16 protein-coding genes are annotated in these 20,269 nt (G+C 72.0%); 13 read left to right on the forward strand and 3 right to left on the reverse strand.

What is annotated here, in order from left to right:
- Positions 1–38 precede the first annotated feature (38 nt).
- The 9 genes from ACIO92_RS21300 (at position 39) to ACIO92_RS21340 (ending at position 12,376) form a co-directional block, all read left to right on the forward strand.
- Complete coding sequence (locus tag ACIO92_RS21300; RefSeq protein WP_402282831.1) at positions 39–1,646, forward strand: carboxyl transferase domain-containing protein; 1,608 nt, start codon at positions 39–41, stop codon at positions 1,644–1,646.
- 13 nt (positions 1,647–1,659) lie between these two features.
- The gene (locus ACIO92_RS21305) at positions 1,660–3,594 is read left to right on the forward strand and encodes a biotin carboxylase N-terminal domain-containing protein (protein WP_402058708.1); all 1,935 of its coding nucleotides are present in this window, start codon (positions 1,660–1,662) and stop codon (positions 3,592–3,594) included.
- Positions 3,595–3,608: 14 nt separating this feature from the next.
- Complete coding sequence (locus ACIO92_RS21310; RefSeq protein ID WP_402282882.1) at positions 3,609–4,526, forward strand: hydroxymethylglutaryl-CoA lyase; 918 nt, start codon at positions 3,609–3,611, stop codon at positions 4,524–4,526.
- 8 nt (positions 4,527–4,534) lie between these two features.
- Positions 4,535–5,695 (forward strand): acyl-CoA dehydrogenase family protein, encoded by a 1,161-nt coding sequence (locus ACIO92_RS21315; RefSeq protein WP_402282829.1) that lies wholly within the window; start codon positions 4,535–4,537, stop codon positions 5,693–5,695.
- Positions 5,696–6,268: 573 nt separating this feature from the next.
- Complete coding sequence (locus tag ACIO92_RS21320) at positions 6,269–7,162, forward strand: siderophore-interacting protein (protein ID WP_401237316.1); 894 nt, start codon at positions 6,269–6,271, stop codon at positions 7,160–7,162.
- 193 nt (positions 7,163–7,355) lie between these two features.
- Positions 7,356–8,795, forward strand: a complete 1,440-nt coding sequence (locus ACIO92_RS21325; protein WP_366441127.1) for an aspartate aminotransferase family protein — start codon at positions 7,356–7,358, stop codon at positions 8,793–8,795.
- Entirely contained in the window at positions 8,782–10,065 is a 1,284-nt protein-coding gene (locus ACIO92_RS21330; protein WP_366441126.1) for a lysine N(6)-hydroxylase/L-ornithine N(5)-oxygenase family protein, read from the forward strand. The genes ACIO92_RS21325 and ACIO92_RS21330 overlap by 14 nt, the downstream gene beginning before the upstream one ends.
- A complete protein-coding gene (locus tag ACIO92_RS21335) occupies positions 10,062–10,592 on the forward strand; it encodes a GNAT family N-acetyltransferase (RefSeq protein ID WP_366441125.1) in 531 nt (176 codons plus the stop codon). Before ACIO92_RS21330 ends, ACIO92_RS21335 begins: the two co-directional genes overlap by 4 nt.
- On the forward strand, positions 10,589–12,376 hold the full coding sequence (locus ACIO92_RS21340) for an IucA/IucC family protein (RefSeq protein WP_401237315.1): 1,788 nt from the start codon (positions 10,589–10,591) through the stop codon (positions 12,374–12,376). Before ACIO92_RS21335 ends, ACIO92_RS21340 begins: the two co-directional genes overlap by 4 nt.
- 70 nt (positions 12,377–12,446) lie before the next feature.
- On the opposite strand, the gene ACIO92_RS21345 is transcribed toward ACIO92_RS21340, so the two are convergent.
- Positions 12,447–14,087 (reverse strand): beta-N-acetylhexosaminidase, encoded by a 1,641-nt coding sequence (locus tag ACIO92_RS21345; protein WP_366441123.1) that lies wholly within the window; start codon positions 14,085–14,087, stop codon positions 12,447–12,449.
- A 193-nt stretch (positions 14,088–14,280) separates the two neighbouring features.
- Between ACIO92_RS21345 and ACIO92_RS21350 the strand changes: the two genes are divergently transcribed.
- Entirely contained in the window at positions 14,281–14,556 is a 276-nt protein-coding gene (locus tag ACIO92_RS21350; protein ID WP_366441122.1) for a hypothetical protein, read from the forward strand.
- 33 nt (positions 14,557–14,589) lie between these two features.
- Positions 14,590–16,407: a glutamine--fructose-6-phosphate transaminase (isomerizing) gene (gene glmS / locus ACIO92_RS21355; RefSeq protein WP_366441121.1), complete on the forward strand. Its 1,818-nt coding sequence runs from the start codon at positions 14,590–14,592 to the stop codon at positions 16,405–16,407.
- A 119-nt stretch (positions 16,408–16,526) separates the two neighbouring features.
- Here the strand turns inward: glmS and ACIO92_RS21360 are convergent, their stop codons facing one another.
- Together ACIO92_RS21360 and ACIO92_RS21365 are read right to left on the reverse strand one after the other, a co-directional pair.
- Positions 16,527–17,090 (reverse strand): GPR1/FUN34/YaaH family transporter, encoded by a 564-nt coding sequence (locus tag ACIO92_RS21360; RefSeq protein WP_366441120.1) that lies wholly within the window; start codon positions 17,088–17,090, stop codon positions 16,527–16,529.
- Positions 17,091–17,268: 178 nt separating this feature from the next.
- Positions 17,269–17,790, reverse strand: a complete 522-nt coding sequence (locus ACIO92_RS21365; protein ID WP_351782522.1) for a universal stress protein — start codon at positions 17,788–17,790, stop codon at positions 17,269–17,271.
- Positions 17,791–18,130: 340 nt separating this feature from the next.
- Here ACIO92_RS21365 and ACIO92_RS21370 point away from each other — a divergent pair, with 340 nt between their 5' ends.
- Positions 18,131–18,559: a hypothetical protein gene (locus tag ACIO92_RS21370; protein WP_401237313.1), complete on the forward strand. Its 429-nt coding sequence runs from the start codon at positions 18,131–18,133 to the stop codon at positions 18,557–18,559.
- A gap of 451 nt (positions 18,560–19,010) precedes the next feature.
- Positions 19,011–20,180 carry a helix-turn-helix domain-containing protein gene (locus ACIO92_RS21375; protein WP_366441119.1) on the forward strand — a complete coding sequence of 390 codons (1,170 nt, stop codon included), beginning with the start codon at positions 19,011–19,013 and terminating at the stop codon, positions 20,178–20,180.
- Positions 20,181–20,269 lie beyond the last annotated feature (89 nt).

Raw genomic sequence — 20,269 nt, forward strand, 5'->3', positions numbered from 1 at the left:
ACGTTAACGCTCATTAACCGAGCAAGGGAGCTCGTGGGATGCAGCAGGCACCTGTGCTGTCGAGTGCGGCGGACCCCGCCTCGCCGGCCTGGCGGGCGAACGAGGCGGCGCACCACGAGCTGGCCGCGACGCTGCGCGCCAAGCTCGCCGCCGCCGCGCTGGGCGGCGGCGAGAAGTCGCGGGCCCGGCACACCGCGCGCGGGAAGCTGCTGCCGCGCGACCGGGTGGACACCCTCCTCGACCCGGGCTCGCCGTTCCTGGAGCTGGCCCCGCTCGCGGCGAACGGGATGTACGGCGACCAGGCACCGGCCGCCGGGGTCATCGCGGGCATCGGCCGGGTCTCCGGCCGCGAGTGCGTGATCGTCGCCAACGACGCGACCGTCAAGGGCGGCACGTACTACCCGATGACGGTGAAGAAGCACCTGAGGGCCCAGGAGGTGGCGCTGGAGAACCGTCTCCCCTGTCTCTACCTGGTCGACTCGGGCGGCGCGTTCCTGCCGATGCAGGACGAGGTGTTCCCGGACCGGGAGCACTTCGGCCGGATCTTCTACAACCAGGCCCGGATGTCCGCCGCGGGCATCCCGCAGATCGCGGCGGTCCTCGGCTCCTGCACCGCGGGTGGCGCCTACGTCCCCGCGATGAGCGACGAGGCGGTGATCGTGCGGAACCAGGGCACGATCTTCCTCGGCGGTCCGCCGCTGGTGAAGGCGGCGACCGGGGAGGTCGTCACGGCGGAGGAGCTGGGCGGCGGCGAGGTCCACTCGCGGATCTCCGGCGTCACCGACCACCTCGCCGAGGACGACGCGCACGCCCTGCGGATCGTCCGGAACATCGTCGCCACCCTCCCCGCGCGCGGCCCGCTGCCCTGGTCGGTGGAGCCCGCCGAGGAGCCGAAGGTGGACCCGGCGGGGCTGTACGGGGCGGTGCCGGTGGACTCCCGCACCCCGTACGACGTGCGCGAGGTGATCGCCCGGGTGGTGGACGCCTCCCGCTTCCAGGAGTTCAAGGCCGAGTACGGGCAGACGCTGGTGACCGGCTTCGCCCGGATCCACGGGCACCCGGTCGGGATCGTCGCCAACAACGGCATCCTGTTCGCCGAGTCCGCCCAGAAGGGCGCCCACTTCATCGAGCTGTGCGACCAGCGGGGCATCCCGCTGGTCTTCCTGCAGAACATCACCGGCTTCATGGTCGGCAAGGCGTACGAGCACGGCGGCATCGCCAAGCACGGCGCCAAGATGGTGACGGCCGTGGCCACCACCCGGGTGCCGAAGCTGACGGTCGTCGTCGGCGGTTCGTACGGCGCGGGCAACTACTCGATGTGCGGCCGGGCGTACTCCCCCCGCTTCCTGTGGATGTGGCCCAACGCCAAGATCTCGGTGATGGGCGGCGAGCAGGCCGCGTCCGTGCTCGCCACCGTCAAGCGCGACCAGCTCGGCGACGCGTGGAGCGCCGAGGAGGAAGCGGCCTTCAAGGCCCCGATCCGCGAGCAGTACGAGACCCAGGGCAGCGCCTACTACGCGACCGCCCGGCTCTGGGACGACGGGGTCATCGACCCGGCGGAGACCCGGCAGGTCCTCGGGCTCGCCCTGACCGCCTGCGCCAACGCGCCCCTGGGAGACCCCCAGTTCGGCGTCTTCCGGATGTGAGGGGCCCCAGGAGATGAACAGCATGTTCGACACCGTCCTCGTGGCCAACCGGGGCGAGATCGCCGTCCGGGTCATCCGCACCCTGCGGGCCCTGGGCGTGCGTTCGGTGGCCGTCTTCAGCGACGCCGACGCCGACGCCCGGCACGTACGGGAGGCGGACACGGCGGTACGGATCGGCCCGCCGCCCGCGGCCGAGTCCTATCTGTCCGTGCCCGCGCTGCTCGACGCCGCCGCCCGCACCGGGGCGCGGGCCGTCCACCCCGGCTACGGCTTCCTCGCCGAGAACGCGGGCTTCGCGCGGGCCTGCGCGGACGCGGGCCTGGTCTTCATCGGCCCGCCCGCCGAGGCCATCGCCCTGATGGGCGACAAGATCCGGGCGAAGGAGACCGTGAAGGCGGCGGGCGTGCCCGTCGTGCCCGGCGCCGCCGATCCCGAACTGGCCGAGGCGGCCCGCGCGCTGGGCGCGCCGGTGCTGCTGAAGCCGAGCGCGGGCGGCGGCGGCAAGGGAATGCGGCTGGTCCGTGACCTGTCGGTCCTGGAGGAGGAGATCGCGGCGGCGCGCCGGGAGGCCCGTGCCTCCTTCGGCGACGACACGCTGCTCGTGGAGCGGTGGATCGACCGGCCCCGGCACATCGAGATCCAGGTCCTCGCGGACACCCACGGGAACGTGCTGCACCTCGGGGAGCGCGAGTGCTCGCTCCAGCGGCGCCACCAGAAGGTGATCGAGGAGGCGCCGAGCGTCCTGCTCACCCCGGAGCTGCGGGCGGCGATGGGCGCGGCGGCGGTCGAGGCGGCGCGGTCCTGCGGCTATGTGGGCGCGGGCACGGTCGAGTTCATCGTGCCGGGCGGTGACCCGTCCGCGTACTGCTTCATGGAGATGAACACCCGGCTCCAGGTCGAGCATCCGGTGACGGAGCTGGTCACCGGCCTGGACCTGGTGGAGTGGCAGCTGCGGGTGGCGGCGGGCGAGCCGTTGCCGCTGACGCAGGACGAGGTCCGGCTCGACGGCTGGGCGATCGAGGCCCGGATCTGCGCGGAGGACCCGGCGCGCGGTTTCCTCCCCTCGGGCGGCACGGTCCTGGCGCTGCGGGAGCCGGAGGGCGACGGGGTGCGGACGGACTCGGGCCTGTCGGCGGGCACGGAGGTGTCGTCGCTGTACGACCCGATGCTGTCGAAGGTGATCGTGCACGCCCCGGACCGTCCGACGGCGCTGCGGCGGCTGCGGGCGGCCCTGGCGGACACGGTGACGCTGGGCGTCCCGACGAACGCGGGCTTCCTGCGCAGGCTGCTGGCCCACGAGGACGTGGTGGCGGGCGCGCTGGACACGGGTCTGGTGGAGCGGGACGCGGCGGAGCTGGTGCCGGAGTCCGTTCCGGCGGAGGTGTACGCGGCGGCGGCGGCCGTCCGGCTGGCGGGGCTGGCCCCGGTGGCGCGGGACGGCTGGACGGACCCGTTCGGCGTGCCGTCGGGCTGGCGGCTCGGCGGGACCCCGGCGCCGCTGTCCTTCCCGGTACGGGTCGCGGGCCGGGAGCCGGTGACGGTGGTGGCACCGCCGGACGGCCGGGTGACGGACGCGTCCGTGACGGTGACCGTGGACGGGGTGGCGCACCGCTTCCACCGGGCGGGGAACTGGCTGGGCCGGGACGGTGACTCCTGGCACGTCCTGGACCACGATCCGGTGGCGGCGGCCCTGTCGGGCGCCCGGCAGGGCGGCGCGGACACGCTGGCCGCGCCGATGCCCGGCACGGTGACCGTGGTGAAGGTGTCGGTCGGCGACGAGGTGGAGGCCGGGCAGAGCCTGCTGGTGGTGGAGGCGATGAAGATGGAGCACGTCATCTCCGCCCCGCACGCCGGAACGGTCACCGAGCTGGACGTCACCCCGGGCACGACCGTCGCCATGGACCAGGTCCTGGCCGTGGTGGCGCCCCGCGAGGAGGAGGAAGCGTGAGCGCCGGACTGCCCATGACCGTGCGGGACCCGGGGCTTCCGGCGCGGGTCCGCATCCACGAGGTCGGCGCCCGGGACGGGCTGCAGAACGAGAAGACGGCCGTCCCGACGGAGGTGAAGGCGGAGTTCGTGCGGCGGCTCGCCGCCGCCGGTCTGGACACCGTCGAGGCGACCAGTTTCGTGCACCCGAAGTGGGTGCCCCAACTGGCCGACGCGGAGGAGCTGTTCCCGCTCGTCCGCGATCTGCCCGTACGGCTCCCGGTGCTCGTGCCGAACGAGCGGGGGCTGGACCGGGCGCTGGCCCTCGGCGCCCGGGAGGTCGCCGTCTTCGCCTCCGCCACGGAGTCCTTCGCGAAGGCCAATCTGAACCGGACCGTCGACGAGTCGCTCGCGCTCTTCGCGCCGACGGTCACCCGGGCCGTAGAGGCGGGGCTGCGGGTCAGGGGCTATCTGTCGATGTGCTTCGGCGACCCCTGGGAGGGCGCCGTGCCGATCGGGCGGGTCGTCCGGGTGGCCCGCGCCCTGGCGGAGATGGGCTGCGACGAGCTGAGCCTCGGGGACACCATCGGGGTCGGCACCCCGGGCCATGTCACGGCCCTGCTCACGGCGTTGAACGAGGCCGGGGTGCCCACCGCGCGGCTCGCCGTGCACTTCCACGACACCTACGGGCAGGCACTGTCCAACACCCTGGCCGCCCTGCGTCACGGGGTGACCACGGTCGACGCCAGTGCGGGCGGCCTCGGCGGCTGCCCGTACGCGAAGAGCGCGACCGGCAATCTCGCCACCGAGGATCTCGTGTGGATGCTCGACGGCCTCGGCATCGAGACCGGGGTCGATCTGGCCGCCCTCACCGTCACGAGCGGGTGGATGGCCGGACACCTGGGCCGACCCAGCCCTTCCCGTACCGTCCGCGCCCTCTCCCACCAGGAGTGACCTCAGCCATGTCCCTCGACCACCGGCTCTCCGCCGAGCACCAGGAACTCCGCCGCACCGTGGAGGCGTTCGCGCACGACGTGGTGGCGCCGAAGATCGGCGACTACTACGAGCGGCACGAGTTCCCGTACGAGATCGTCCGCGAGATGGGCCGCATGGGCCTGTTCGGGCTGCCGTTCCCCGAGGAGTACGGCGGCATGGGCGGCGACTACCTGGCCCTGGGCATCGCCCTGGAGGAGCTGGCCCGGGTGGACTCGTCCGTGGCGATCACCCTGGAGGCGGGCGTCTCGCTCGGCGCGATGCCTCTGCACCTGTTCGGCACGGAGGAGCAGAAGCGGGAGTGGCTGCCGAGGCTCTGCTCGGGCGAGCTGCTCGGCGCCTTCGGCCTGACCGAGCCCGGTGCGGGCAGCGACGCGGGCGGCACCCGCACCACCGCCGTCCGGGACGGCGACGAGTGGGTGATCAGCGGCTCGAAGTGCTTCATCACCAACTCCGGTACGGACATCACGGGCCTGGTGACGGTCACGGCGGTCACCGGCCGCAAGCCGGACGGACGGCCGCTGATCTCCTCGATCATCGTCCCCTCGGGCACGCCGGGCTTCACCGTGGCGGCGCCGTACTCCAAGGTCGGCTGGAACGCCTCGGACACCCGGGAGCTGTCCTTCTCCGACGTCCGGGTGCCCGCCGCGAACCTGCTGGGCGAGGAGGGCCGGGGGTACGCGCAGTTCCTGCGGATCCTGGACGAGGGCCGGGTGGCCATCGCGGCGCTCGCGACGGGGCTGGCGCAGGGCTGTGTGGACGAGTCGGTGAAGTACGCGAAGGAACGTCACGCCTTCGGCCGTCCGATCGGCGACAACCAGGCCATCCAGTTCAAGATCGCGGACATGGAGACCCGGGCGCACATGGCCCGGATCGGCTGGCGGGACGCGGCCTCCCGGCTGGTGCTCGGCGAGCCGTTCAAGAAGGAGGCAGCCATCGCGAAGCTGTACTCCTCGACGGTGGCGGTGGACAACGCGCGGGAGGCGACGCAGATCCACGGCGGCTACGGCTTCATGAACGAGTACCCGGTGGCCCGGATGTGGCGCGACTCGAAGATCCTGGAGATCGGCGAGGGCACCAGCGAGGTCCAGCGGATGCTGATCGCACGGGAGTTGGGGCTCCAGGCCTGACCCCCCGGACGCGTCGGACCCGCCACCCCTCGGGGGCGGCGGGTCCGGTCGTTTCGGGGGTGCGGTCCGGTCGCCTTCCGGGGTGCCGGGTGCGGCGCCTACCGAGGTGCCGGGTGCGGTCGCCTTCCGGGGTGCCGGGTGCGGCGCATTCCGGCGCGGGGCCCGTCGCCCTGGGAGGCGGCGGGTTCCTCCGCTCCCGGGAGCCGCCCCGGTGTGCCCCTGTACGAGTCTCACCGCTCAGGCGCTCCCCCCTGCGGGTCCCGTCGCCTTCGGGGGCGCCGGGTCGGACGCCCCCGGTCCGGGACCCGGCATCCGCCGGTGCGGGCCCTTCGCGGTCCGGCCCGCTCCGGTGCCGGACAGGTGCCGGACAGGTGGCTTCCGGGCATCGGGGCCACCGTCCCTCGGAGCGGCAAGTCCCGGGGTCCTCCGAGGGGTCAGCGCTCCCCCGGCACCCCGGCCCCGGGTCGGCCCCGCTCCTCCATCCCGTCCTCACGGTCAGTCATGAGGTTAGGCTAACCTATCTTCACCTCCCTTCGGAGGGCCCCCGCCCGTACCGCAAAGGTGTCCCGCCCCATGACGCACGCCGCGACCGCGCCCTTCCAGTTCTTCCGCCTCCAGGTGGACCGGACCCGGCGGCTCGGCCCTTCACTGGTCCGGGTCACCTTCACCGGGGAGGAGCTGAAGGGCTTCGCCGCCGGTGGCCGCGACCAGTCGCTCTCGCTCTTCCTGCCGCACCCCGGCCAGGACGCCCCCGTCATGCCCCCGCTGGACGACCCGGACATGTACGCGGTGCTCGGCGCCTGGCGCGCGATGCCCGCCGACGAGCGGGCCGTGATGCGCTCGTACACCGTCCGCGAGCAGCGCGTGGCGCCGGACGGCACCAGCGAGGTGGACATCGACTTCGCGCTCCACGAGGACGGCGGTCCCGCCTGCCGCTGGGCCGGACGGGCGGCGCCCGGCGACCGGGTGGTGGTGCTCGGGCCCGCCGTGGCCGACAACACCGCCGTCCGCTTCCGGCTGCCGGAGGGCGCCGACTCCGTACTGATCTGGGCGGACGAGACGGCCCTGCCCGCCGCCTCGGCGATCCTGGAGTGGCTGCCCGCCGACACCCGCGCCCAGGTGTTCCTGGAGGTGCCCCACTCGGGCGACCGCACGGACCTGGCGACCCGGGCGGACGCCACCGTCACCTGGCTGGTCCGGGAGGAGGGCGCGCCGTCCGGAGTGGAGGCGGTGCCCGGGGCGGAACTGCCCGGGGCGGCGCCGTACGTCTGGCTCGCGGGCGAGTCGGGCTCGGTGAAGGCGCTGCGCCGCCACTTCGTACGGGACCGGGGCCTCGACCGGCGCCGGGTGACGTTCGTGGGCTACTGGCGCAAGGGGCTGTCCGAGGACGCGCTGCGCGAGGTCCCGGACGAGACCCAGGAGGACGCCCTGCGCGAGGTCCCGGACGAGGCGGGGGAAGGCGCGTAACCCCTCGGGCGGGACGGGGGCACCTTCAGGTGCATTTCGGACACCTTGCACGTCAAGTGGGGTGCCTCATGGGGCGCGAGGAACAGATGCGGCCAAAAGTTAGGTTAGGCTAACCTTGTTTTCACCGTGTCGCCCCTCGCCCCCCTTTCCTGTCCGGAGGGCGCGACCGAGCCCCGTACCGGGAGGCCCCCACATGCGCTCTCACCTGCTCAACGACGCCACGGCGGAGAGCTACCGACGCTCCGTCACCGAAGGGGTCGAGCGGGTGGCGGACAAAATCGCCACGACGCGCGGTCCGTTCACCGGCGTGACCCCCGCCGAGCTGGCGCCCGTCATCGACGCCGTCGACCTCGACCGGCCGCTCGGCGACACCACCGCCGCCCTCGACGAGCTGGAGAGCGTCTACCTCCGCGACGCCGTCTACTTCCACCACCCGCGCTACCTGGGCCACCTCAACTGCCCGGTCGTGATCCCCGCCGTCCTCGGCGAGGCCGTCCTCTCGGCGGTCAACTCCTCCCTGGACACCTGGGACCAGAGCGCGGGCGGCACCCTCATCGAGCGCAAGCTCGTCGACTGGACCACCGGCCGCATCGGCCTCGGCCCGGCCGCCGACGGCGTGTTCACCAGCGGCGGCACCCAGTCCAACCTCCAGGCCCTGCTGCTGGCCCGCGAGGAGGCCAAGACCTCCGACCCGGCGAAACTGCGGATCTTCTCCTCGGAGTGCAGCCACTTCAGCGTCCAGAAGTCGGCGACCCTGCTCGGCCTGGGCGCGGACGCCGTCATCTCGATCCCGGTCGACGGGAACAAGCGGATGCAGTCCGTCGTGCTCGCCGCCGAGCTGGCCGCCTGCCGCGCCGAGGGCCTGGTGCCGATGGCGATCGTCGCCACCGCGGGCACCACCGACTTCGGCTCCATCGACCCGCTGACCGAGGTCGCGGCCCTCGCCGACGAGTACGGCGCCTGGATGCACGTGGACGCCGCCTACGGCTGCGGACTGCTCGCCTCCCCGACCCGCCGCCACCTCCTGGACGGCATCGAGCGGGCCGACTCGGTCACGGTCGACTTCCACAAGTCCTTCTTCCAGCCGGTGAGTTCCTCCGCCCTGCTGGTCCGCGACGGGGCCACCCTGCGGCACGCGACCTACCACGCGGACTACCTCAACCCGGCCCGCACGGTCGCCGAGCGGATACCCAACCAGGTCGACAAGTCCCTCCAGACGACCCGCCGCTTCGACGCGCTCAAGCTCTGGATGACCCTGCGCGTGATGGGCGCCGACGGTGTCGGCGGGCTCTTCGACGAGGTCTGCGACCTGGCCGCCGAGGGCCACGCGATGCTCGCCGCCGACCCGCGCTACGACGTCGTGGTCGCCCCGCAGCTCTCCACCCTCGTCTACCGGTACGTCCCGGAGGGCGACGCCTCCCCCGAGGACGTCGACCGGGCCAACCTGCACGCCCGCAAGGCCCTGTTCGCCTCGGGCGAGGCCGTCGTCGCCGGGACCAAGGTAGACGGCCGCCAGTACCTCAAGTTCACCCTGCTCAACCCCGAGACCACCACGGCCGACATCGCGGCCGTCCTCGATCTGATCGCCGGCCACGCCGAGCAGTACCTGGGAGAGAACCTTGTCCACGCCTGAGACGGCTCAGACCCATGACTTCATCGGCATCGGGCTCGGTCCGTTCAACCTCGGGCTCGCCTGCCTGACCGAGCCGATCGACGAGCTGAACGGCGTCTTCCTGGAGTCGAAGCCCGACTTCGAGTGGCACTCGGGGATGTTCCTCGAAGGCGCCCACCTCCAGACCCCGTTCATGTCGGACCTGGTCACGATGGCCGACCCGACCTCTCCCTACTCCTTCCTGAACTACCTGAAGGACAAGGGGCGGCTGTACTCCTTCTACATCCGCGAGAACTTCTACCCGCTGCGGACCGAGTACAACGACTACTGCCGCTGGGCCGCCGCCCGGGTCTCCTCGATCCGCTTCTCGACCACCGTCGCCTCGGTGACCTTCGACGAGACGACCGAGCTGTACGAGGTGACCACCGAGGCCGGGGAGACGTTCCGCTCCGCCCGTCTGGTGCTGGGCACCGGCACCCCCGCGTACGTCCCCGAGAGCTGCCGCGAGCTCGGCGGCGACCTCATCCACAACTCGCGCTACCTGCAGAACAAGGCGGCGCTCCAGAAGAAGAGGTCGATCACGCTGATCGGCAGCGGCCAGAGCGCCGCCGAGATCTACTACGACCTGCTCTCCGAGATCGACGTCCACGGCTACCGGCTGAACTGGGTCACCCGCTCCCCGCGCTTCTTCCCGCTGGAGTACACCAAGCTCACCCTGGAGATGACCTCCCCGGAGTACGTGGACTACTTCCACGCGCTCCCCGAGGACACCCGCTACCGCCTGGAGACCGGCCAGAAGGGCCTCTTCAAGGGCATCGACGGCGAACTGATCGACGCCATCTTCGACCTGCTCTACCAGAAGAACCTCGGCGGCCCCGCCCCCACCCGCCTCCTCACCAACTCCGCCCTGCGCGGCGCGGAGTACCACGAGGCCTCGGGCACGTACAGCCTGGACTTCCGCCAGGAGGAGCAGGGCAAGGACTTCACCCTGGACACCGACGGCCTGATCCTGGCCACCGGCTACAAGTACGAGGTCCCCGCCTTCCTGGAGCCGGTCCGCGACCGCCTCAGGTGGGACTCCCGGGGCCGCTTCGACGTGGCCCGCAACTACGCCGTCGACACCACGGGACACGGTGTGTTCCTGCAGAACGCCGGGGTGCACACGCACTCGATCACCTCGCCGGACCTCGGCATGGGCCCGTACCGCAACGCCTACATCATCGGGGCGATGCTGGGACGCGAGTACTACCCCGTCGAGAAGACCATCGCCTTCCAGGAGTTCGCGGTATGACCGTATCCATACGTCCCTTCGACCCGTCGAAGGACTCCGAGCTGATCCACCCGTGGGTCACCCACCCCAAAGCGGCCTACTGGATGATGCAGGGCGCGAGCCTCCGGGACGTCGAGCGCGAGTACACCGCGATCACCGCCCACCCGCACCACGAGGCCTTCATCGGCCTGGTCGACGGCGTGCCCTCCTTCCTGATGGAGCGCTACGACCCGACCGAGCTGGAACTGGTCGGACTGTACGACCCGCTCCCCGGTGACGTCGGTATGCACTTCCTCGTCGCGCCCACCGACACCCCCGTGCACGGCTTCACCCGGACCGTGATCACCGCCGTCATGGCGGAGCTGTTCGCCGACCCGGCGACCGCCCGGGTGGTCGTCGAGCCCGACGTGGCCAACAAGGCCGTCCACGCGCTCAACGAGGCCGTCGGCTTCGTGGCCGAGCGCGAGATCCAGAAGCCCGAGAAGAAGGCCCTGCTCAGCTTCTGCACCCGTGCGGACTTCGAGGCCGCCGTGGCGGTGGCCGCATGAGCACCGCGCACGGCGCCGAGGCCGTCGCCCACCTCACCCCCGAGCGCTGGGCCGACGCCGACCGCGCCCTGATCCGCAAGGGCCTCGCCGAGTTCGCCCACGAGCGGCTGCTGCACCCCAGGGAACTGGGCGAGAGCCGCTACGAGGTCCTCAGCGACGACGGCACCACCGGCTACCGCTTCACCGCCGACCGCTTCGCCCTCGACCACTGGCAGGTCTACCCCGAGTCGATCAGCCGCCACCGGGGCGAGGAGCGGCTGCCGCTGGACGCGCTCCAGTTCATCACCGAGCTGCGCGGCTCCCTCGGCCTGAGCGACGAGGTCCTCCCGGTCTACCTGGAGGAGATCTCCTCCACCCTCGCCGGTACGGCCTTCAAGTCGACCAAGCCGCCCGTCACCTCCGCCGAGCTGGCCCGCGCGGGCTTCCAGGCGATCGAGACCGGGATGACCGAGGGCCACCCCTGCTTCGTCGCCAACAACGGGCGCCTCGGCTTCGGCGTCGACGAGTTCCGCGCCTACGCCCCCGAGGCCGCCGGCGAGATCCACCTGGTCTGGCTGGCCGCCCGCCGCGACCGCGCCACCTTCACGGCCGGCGCGGACATCGAGTACGAGGCCTTCGTCCGCGCCGAGCTGGGCGACACCGCCGTGGACGGCTTCGCGGCGGTCCTCACCGCGAAGGGCCTCGACCCGGCCGACTACCTGCTGCTGCCCGCCCACCCCTGGCAGTGGTGGAACAAGCTGTCCGTCACCTTCGCCGCCGAGATCGCCCGGCAGCGCCTGGTGTACCTGGGCGAGGGCGACGACGCCTATCTGGCGCAGCAGTCCATCCGGACCTTCTTCAACACCTCGGACCCGTCGAAGCACTATGTGAAGACGGCCATGTCCGTCCTCAACATGGGCTTCATGCGGGGCCTCTCGGCCGCGTACATGGAGGCCACCCCGGCCATCAACGACTGGCTGCACCAGCTGATCGAGTCGGACTCCGTCTTCGCGGCGGCGCGCTTCTCGATCATCCGCGAGCGGGCCGCGATCGGCTACCGGCACCTGGAGTACGAGGCCGCCACCGACCGCTACTCGCCCTACCGGAAGATGCTGGCCGCGCTCTGGCGCGAGTCGCCGGTGCCGGGCATCGCCGAGGGCGAGCGGCTGGCCACGATGGCCTCGCTGCTGCACGTCGACCACACGGGCGCGTCCTTCACCGGCGCGCTGATCGCGGAGTCGGGCCTCGCGCCGACGGTGTGGCTGCGCCGCTACCTGGACGCCTATCTGCTGCCGGTGCTGCACAGCTTCTACGCGTACGACCTGGCGTTCATGCCGCACGGCGAGAACGTGATCCTGGTCCTCGACGAGCGGGGCGCGGTCGTACGGGCGGTGTTCAAGGACATCGCCGAGGAGATCGTCGTCATGGACCCGGCGGCGGTCCTGCCGCCCGCGGTGGAGCGGGTCCGGGCGGACGTCCCGGAGGACATGAAGCTGCTGTCCGTGTTCACGGACGTCTTCGACTGCTTCTTCCGCTTCCTGGCGGCGACCCTCGCGGCGGAGGGCGTCCTCGACGAGGACGCGTTCTGGCGGACGGTCGCGGAGTGCGTGCGCGGCTACGAGGAGTCGAAGCCGGAGCTGGCGGACCGGTTCGCGCGGTACGACATGTTCGCGGAGACCTTCGCGCTGTCGGCCCTCAACCGCCTCCAGCTCCGCGACAACCGGCAGATGGTCGACCTGTCGGACCCGTCGGCGGCCCTCCAGCTGGTCGGCGACCTGGTGAACCCGATCGCGCGGTTCGCCTGACGGACCCGGCGCGGGCCCCGGCGGAGTACGGTCCTCCGCCGGGGCCCGCGCCGTCGTGCGCGCGGTCCGGCTACGGCGCGGGCCAGGGGACCTCGGGCGAGCGGTACCAGTCGATGCCGAGGGCCTCGAAGCGCGGGGCCTGTTCCGCGAGCCTGACCTTGTACGTCTCCCAGTCGTGGGCGGCGGCCGGGGACCAGCCCAGTTCCGCCACGCCCGGCAGGCGCGGGAAGGCCATCACGTCGAGATCGTCGGTGGTGGCCAGGGTCTCCGTCCACAGCGGCGCCTCGACGCCCCGGACGGCGGACGCGGGCGCGCCCGGCAGATAGGTGTCGGGGTTCCAGTCGTAGGAGCGCTTGACCTCGACGTATCCGGCCCAGGAGAGGCCGAGCGGGGTGTCCTTGGTGTACTTCATGTCGAGGTAGCTGCGGTCGGCGGGCGAGAGGATCAGTCCGCTGCCGGCGCGGGCGGCGGCGGCGACCCGCTCCTTCTCGGCGGCGGGGGTGCGGTCGAGGCCCCAGTACTGGACGAGGGCTCCCTCGGCGGGGGTGGTGGCGGTGAGCTGGTGCCAGCCGACGACCTTCTTGCCGTACTTCGCGACGACCGGCTGCACCTTGTCCATGAAGGTCTTGTAGTCGGCCTGGCTGGTGGAGTGCGCCTCGTCGCCGCCGATGTGGACGTACCGGCCGGGGGTGAGGGCGGCGATCTCCCGGATCACGTCGTCGACGAAGTCGTACGTGACGGGCTTGGGGACGCACAGGGAGCTGAAGCCGACCTTGATGCCGGTGTAGAGCGGCGGGGCGACGCCGTCGCAGTTGAGGTCGGCGTAGGAGGCGAGGGCCGCGTTGGTGTGGCCCGGCAGGTCGATCTCGGGGATGACCTCCTGGTAGCGGGAGGCGGCGTACGCGACGATCTCCCGGTACTCGTCCTTGGTGTAGAAGCCGCCGGGGCCGCCGCCGACCTCGGTGGAGCCGCCGTAGGTGGTGAGGCGGGGCCAGGAGTCGACCGCGATGCGCCAGCCCTGGTCGTCGGAGAGGTGCAGGTGGAGGGTGTTCACCTTGTAGAGGGCGAGCTGGTCGATGTACCGCTTGACCTCGTCGACGGTGAAGAAGTGCCGGGCGACGTCGAGCATGGCGCCCCGGTAGCCGTAGCGGGGGGTGTCGGTGACGGTGCCGCCCGCGACCTTCCAGGGGCCGGGCTGGACGCTGTCGCGTTCGACGGCGGCGGGCAGCTGCTGGCGGAGGGTCTGCAGGCCGCGGAAGAGTCCGGCGGGGGCGCGGGCGGTGAGGACGAGGCCGCCGGGCGCGGAGCGCAGCCGGTAGCCCTCGTCGCCGAGGGCGGTGTCGTCGGGGCGCAGGCGCAGGCGGATGCCGCCGGAGGCGGCCCGGTCGTCGACGACGGGCAGCGGGAAGCCGGTGGCGGGGCGCAGGAGTCCGGCGAGGTACTGGCCGAGGGCCTTGGACTCGGCGGAGCCGGTGTCGACGCCGATGCGGGTGGTGCGGGTCAGGGTGTACGGCTCGCCCTTGGGGGAGACGGAGGCGGGTACGGGCACGATCCGGCCGAGCGGGCGGACCTCGGGCTCGACGGCGGACCGGCCGCCGCGCTTGCCGTCGGTGGTGCGGCCGTCTGCGGCGGCCTCGCCGCAGCCGACTCCGGCTGCGGCGACCAGGAGGAGGGATCCGATCAGGCGTGGAATCCTTCGGCGCTGTTTCACGGGCTGGGTCCCCTTCAGGCGTTGGACACGTCTGTGGAGTTCTATATCCGAACCTTCACCATGCGTACCGCTGGAGGTCCGAACGGTCAAGGTCTGGACCAAGCCACGTTTCCCCTGCCTGGATCATGAGCCTCCTGCCCGATATCGGGCAGGATTCTTGCAAAGGGTCTCGTGCACCCCTCAGTATTCACGGGTGCTCGAACGCCGCCCGTCACACGACGACCTCATCGACCACCTGGTGCGCAGCACCGCGCTCCAGCGCGGCGAAGCGGCCCGGGTGATCCTCGACGTGCTGGCGTACTTCGACGAGACGACCGAGGAGTTCGTCCGCCGCCGCCACCGCGAGCTGCAGTCCCGCGGCTCCGTGAACGCCGAGATCTTCGAACGGATCGCGGCGGAACTCCCGCACCGGGCCGTGGCGCCCCAGGAGCTCTCGCTCCGGCAGCTGCGCCGCATCGTCTACGGCTGAGCACACTCGTCAACCTGGAGGGGTTTCACCTTTATGTGCGGAATTGTCGGTTACATCGGTAAGCGTGACGTCGCCCCGCTGCTCCTGGAGGGCCTGCAGCGCCTGGAGTACCGGGGATACGACTCGGCGGGCATCGTCATCACCAGCCCGAAGGCCTCCGGCCTGAAGATGGTGAAGGCCAAGGGCCGGGTCCGCGACCTGGAGGCGAAGGTCCCCAAGCGCTTCACCGGCACCACCGGCATCGCCCACACCCGCTGGGCCACCCACGGCGCGCCGAGCGACGCCAACTCGCACCCGCACCTGGACCCGGAGAACAAGGTCGCCGTCGTCCACAACGGCATCGTCGACAACGCCCAGGAGCTCCGCGCCAAGCTGGAGGCCGAGGGCGTCGTCTTCGCCTCCGAGACGGACACCGAGGTCATCACCCACCTCATCGCCCGCTCGCGGGCCGACTCCCTGGAGGAGAAGGTCCGCGAGGCGCTCAAGGTCATCGAGGGCACCTACGGCATCGCCGTGATGCACGCCGACTTCAACGACCGCATCGTCGTCGCCCGCAACGGCTCCCCGGTCATCCTGGGCATCGGCGAGAAGGAGATGCTCGTCGCCTCCGACGTCGCCGCGCTGATCGCCCACACCCGCCAGGTCGTCACCCTCGACGACGGCGAGATGGCCACCCTCAAGGCCGACGACTTCCGCACCTACACGGTCTCCGGCACCACCACCACCGCCACCCCCGAGACCGTCGAGTGGGAGGCCGCCTCGTACGACATGGGCGGCCACGACACGTACATGCACAAGGAGATCTCCGAGCAGCCCGACGCGGTCGACCGCGTGCTGCGCGGCCGGATCGACGACCGCTTCTCCACCGTGCACCTCGGCGGTCTGAACCTGGACGCCCGCGAGGCCCGCACCATCCGCCGGATCAAGATCCTCGGCTGCGGCACCTCGTACCACGCCGGCCTCATCGGCGCCGGGCTCATCGAGTCCATGGCCCGCATCCCCGCGGACGCCGAGCCCGCCTCGGAGTTCCGGTACCGCAACCCGGTCGTTGACCCCGACACCCTCTACATCGCCGTCTCCCAGTCCGGCGAGACCTACGACGTGCTCGCCGCCGTCCAGGAGCTGAAGCGCAAGGGCGCCCGCGTCCTCGGCGTGGTCAACGTGGTCGGCTCCGCCATCGCCCGGGAGGCCGACGGCGGCGTGTACGTCCACGCCGGCCCCGAGGTCTGCGTCGTCTCCACCAAGTGCTTCACCAACACGGTCACCGCCTTCGCGCTGCTCGCCCTGCACCTGGGCCGCATCCGGGACCTGTCCGTCACCGACGGCAAGCGGATCATCGAGGGGCTGCGCAGGCTCCCCGCGCAGATCAGCGAGATCCTGGAGACCGAGGACGAGATCAAGAAGATCGCCGCGGAGTACGCGGGCGCCCAGTCGATGATGTTCATCGGCCGAGTCCGGGGCTACCCGGTCGCCCTGGAGGCCTCCCTCAAGCTGAAGGAGATCTCCTACATCCACGCCGAGGCCTACCCCGCCTCCGAGCTGAAGCACGGCCCGCTCGCCCTCATCGAGCCCGCCCTGCCGACGGTCGCGATCGTCCCCGACGACGACCTCCTGGAGAAGAACCGCGCCGCCCTGGAGGAGATCAAGGCCCGCAGCGGCCGCATCCTCGCGGTGGCGCACCAGCCGCAGGCGAAGGCCGACCACACCATCGTCGTACCGAAGAACGAGGACGAGCTGGACCCCATCCTGATGGGCATCCCGCTCCAGCTCCTCGCCTACCACACGGCGCTCGCCATGGGCCGCGACATCGACAAGCCGCGCAACCTGGCCAAGTCCGTCACGGTCGAGTAGCGGCCGTCCGGGCCTGTCCCCCGGACCCGCGCCCGCCGGACCTGTCCCCCGGCGGCTCGCCTGACACCAGAGCGGCCCCCGGTGCCTTCGCACCGGGGGCCGCTCTCCTTCTCGTCCGCTCAGGCCGCCGGGACCGCGCTCCGGTTCGCCCGGCCGAGGGCCGTCGGCCAGCCCGCGACGGCCGCCGTGGCGCCGTACCAGGCGGCGAGACCGGCGACGGCGGCGACCCAGCCGCCCGCCTTGCCCAGCGCGCCGTTGTCCGCGAGCGCGCCCGTGCCCAGCAGCACCAGCGCGACGAACAGCAGCCCGTACACGCCCTGCCCGAACAGTCCGCCGCCCGAGGCGGCCAGCGTCAGGGTGAGCACCAGGAGCGCCCACAGGAGCAGGAAGACCCCGGCGGCGTCGGCCGAGGCGTCGCCGCCCGCCCCGATCCCCCAGGTGAACCAGAAGGCGCCGAGCGCCGTGTGTGCCGTGCCCCCGGCCTTGTCGCCCGCGCGCAGCGCGAGCAGCCCGACGAGGAAGAGCGTCACCCCGCCGACCCAGGTGGCGAGGCCCGCGGCATCGGCTGCGGTGACGTGGTCGATGACGCCCGTGCCCCCCAGGCCGAAGGCCAGCAGGGTGAGTCCGAGGGCGAGGTGTCCGAGAGTCGAGGTGGTGTTTCCCGCGGCGATTTCGTTGCTCACGGCGGGCTCCCTTCAGGTGCGCAGTCGTGCTGCGTGAGCTGCTGTGATCCGGTGACCCTTATGTACCCTTCACAAGCGCGCAATTCACCTGAGGAAGGCCGAAATTATGGCCGGAGAACAGCAGTTGACCGAGTGACCTGACGGGTCGTGAGTGACGACGGCAAGTGCCGCGCGGGGCTTACGGGATGACGATCACGGGCCGCTGCGCGCGGCGCGCGAGACGCCCGGCGACGGAGCCGAAGATCCGGCCGACGATGCCGTGCGTGGAGCCGACCACGATGGCGTCGGCCGAGTACTCCCGCCCGACCTCCTCCAGTTCGTGGCAGATGTCCCCACCGCGCTCGACCAGGATCCACGGCACTTCCGAGAGGTGCTCGGCGCACGCCAGCTCAAGGCCGAGGACCTCGGTGCGGTGGTCGGGCACGTCGACGAAGACGGGCGGCTCGCACCCGGCCCAGACCGTGGTGGGGAGCCGGTTGGCCACGTGCACGATGATCAGGCCCGAGCCGGAACGCCTGGCCATGCCGATGGCGTACGCGAGGGCGCGCTCGCTGGAGGTGGAGCCGTCGAAGCCGACGACGACCCCGTGCCGGAAGGCCGGATCGCAGGCGTGACGTGGCTGTTCCACCGCGAGGGGGTCGACCGTGGAGTCGGCGACGCGCTCGCGGTCCGCGGGTTCGGAGAATTCGTGACCGGCCATCGGTGTCTCGGCGAAGAAGGTCCTCGTGGGAAGGGACGGGGAACGGAGGGGACGAACGACGGGTGACGGCGGAGCTGTGTCCGGGAATCATCTTCCCAAGCCCATACCCCCAAGGGTACGGCGACACTCCTCTCCTGCCCAGAGCCCGCCGCGCCACACCCGGTGTGCCGCCGCTCGCTCACGGCGTTCCAGGGAGCATGCACGAGCGGTTCGGGATCTGGCAATGCCGGATGTGTCCTACAGGTGTCCGTACGGGGGCCAAACGGACGTCGCCGAGAGTGACCGGACCGTTCCGTTCCTCGTTGCCACAGGTCCAGCCACCGTCGCAGGGAGAACGCCCGTGCCCGCACCATCGACCGCCACCGGCCAGACCCCCACCGCACCCGCCCCCCTCCTCTCCTCGCCGCGCCGCCGCCGCCGGACCCCCGCACCCCCGCCCGTCCGGGAGCCGGGCACCGCGCCGGGCGCGGGTACGGACCCGGGGGCGCGCACGGATGCGGACACGGGCGCGGGGACTCCGGACGCCGGGGCGGGTCCAGGGGCGGGCGCGGGAACGGGTCCGGCGGACCAGGCGGGGGACGTCGTCCGGTGGGCGGTCTTCTGCTGCGCGCTCGTGCCGGTGGTCCTCCTCGTCTACGGCTCCTCCCTCGCGGGGGCGGCCGGAACCGCGTGCGGACTGGTCTCGGTGACGGCCGCCTGCCGCCTGCTGCTGCGCCGTGCGGAGCGCGGACTGCGCGGCGAGGGCGTCCACGGCTCCCGGCGGGGCTGAACCGGCCGGGGGCGAACCGGGACGGAACGGGACGGAAATCGGGCCCCTTTTCCGCCCGCTCCCCTTCGAGTTGACAGGTTCGTACAACCGAACCCATATGTTTTCAGCCAACTTCCAGCCGTCGGCGAGTCCTTGGCGAAACGGTTGGCCAACCCCGTTGCCGACACCCCGGAATGCCCCGCCCCAGGGGCCCGCACCCCCCGCGTACGGGGCTGTTCCCCACACCGGCCCTCCCCGGGCGCCCTCGCCCGGGAAGTCTCCGCGATCGATCGCTTCACGCCAAGTGGCCTTGTCGACAATCCATCGGATGGAGAACTTGTCACGCCGGTGCCACCGGACGCAGTAGATTCGATCATGGGTACCGAAGACTGGGGTCTCGTGCAGAACCGAGGGGAAACGTGCAGGTGCGACACGACCAGGGAGACGCGAACACCGAGGGGGGCTTAGCGTCATGAGCCAGGACTCCGCCGTACCGGAGGCCGCACGGAAACTGACCGGACGCCGTCGTCGCGAAGTCGTCGCGGTGCTGCTGTTCAGTGGCGGCCCCATCTTCGAGAGCTCCATTCCGCTCTCGGTGTTCGGGATCGACCGGCAGGACGCCGGAGTGCCTCGTTACCGGCTGCTCGTCTGCGCGGGCGAGGACGGCCCGCTGAGGACCACCGGTGGACTCGAACTGACCGCGCCCTACGGCCTGGAGGCCATCAGCCGCGCGGGCACCGTAGTCGTCCCGGCCTGGCGGTCGATCACCTCGCCGCCGCCGCCGGAGGCGCTCGAAGCGCTGCGCAGGGCGCACGAGGAGGGCGCCAGGATCGTCGGTCTGTGCACGGGGGCGTTCGTCCTCGCCGCGGCCGGACTCCTGGACGGCCGCCCGGCGACCACGCATTGGATGTACGCGCCGACGCTCGCCAAGCGCTACCCGTCGGTCCATGTGGACCCCCGGGAGCTCTTCGTCGACGACGGGGACGTCCTGACGTCCGCCGGAACGGCGGCCGGAATCGATCTGTGTCTGCACATCGTGCGGACCGACCACGGCACGGAGGCCGCGGGCGCCCTGGCGCGCCGGCTGGTCGTCCCGCCACGGCGCAGCGGCGGTCAGGAGCGCTACCTCGACAGGTCTTTACCTGAGGAGATCGGCGCCGACCCGCTGGCCGAGGTCGTCGCCTGGGCGCTGGAGCACCTCCACGAGCAGTTCGACGTGGAGACCCTCGCCGCCCGTGCCTACATGTCACGGCGGACCTTCGACCGCCGGTTCCGCTCGCTGACCGGATCCGCCCCGCTCCAGTGGCTGATCACCCAGCGGGTGCTCCAGGCACAGCGGCTGCTCGAAACCTCCGACTACTCGGTCGACGAGGTGGCGGGCAGGTGCGGCTTCCGCTCCCCGGTGGCGCTGCGCGGCCACTTCCGGCGGCAGCTCGGCTCCTCGCCGGCCGCCTACCGCGCGGCGTACCGCGCCAGGCGGCCGCAGAGCGACACCAGCACGGCGGTGCTCGACCCGATGGTGCCCGCCCAGGTCGCGGCCGGTGCCCGACGGCCCGGGTCCGGGCTCGAACCGGGCAAGCCGCACTCCGACGCCTACGCACCCGGGCGCCCCGCGCTCCCGGGCCAGCGCAGCGCGCCGTAACGAAGGACCGGCGCGGCCACCGGCCGCGTCCGCTGGCCCCACGGGCGTCCGGGAGACCTCTCCCGGGCGCCCGTCGGCCTGCCCGGAGA

Source organism: Streptomyces sp. NPDC087215 (assembly GCF_044744885.1).
In the GTDB taxonomy this organism is placed as follows: Bacteria; Actinomycetota; Actinomycetes; order Streptomycetales; family Streptomycetaceae; genus Streptomyces.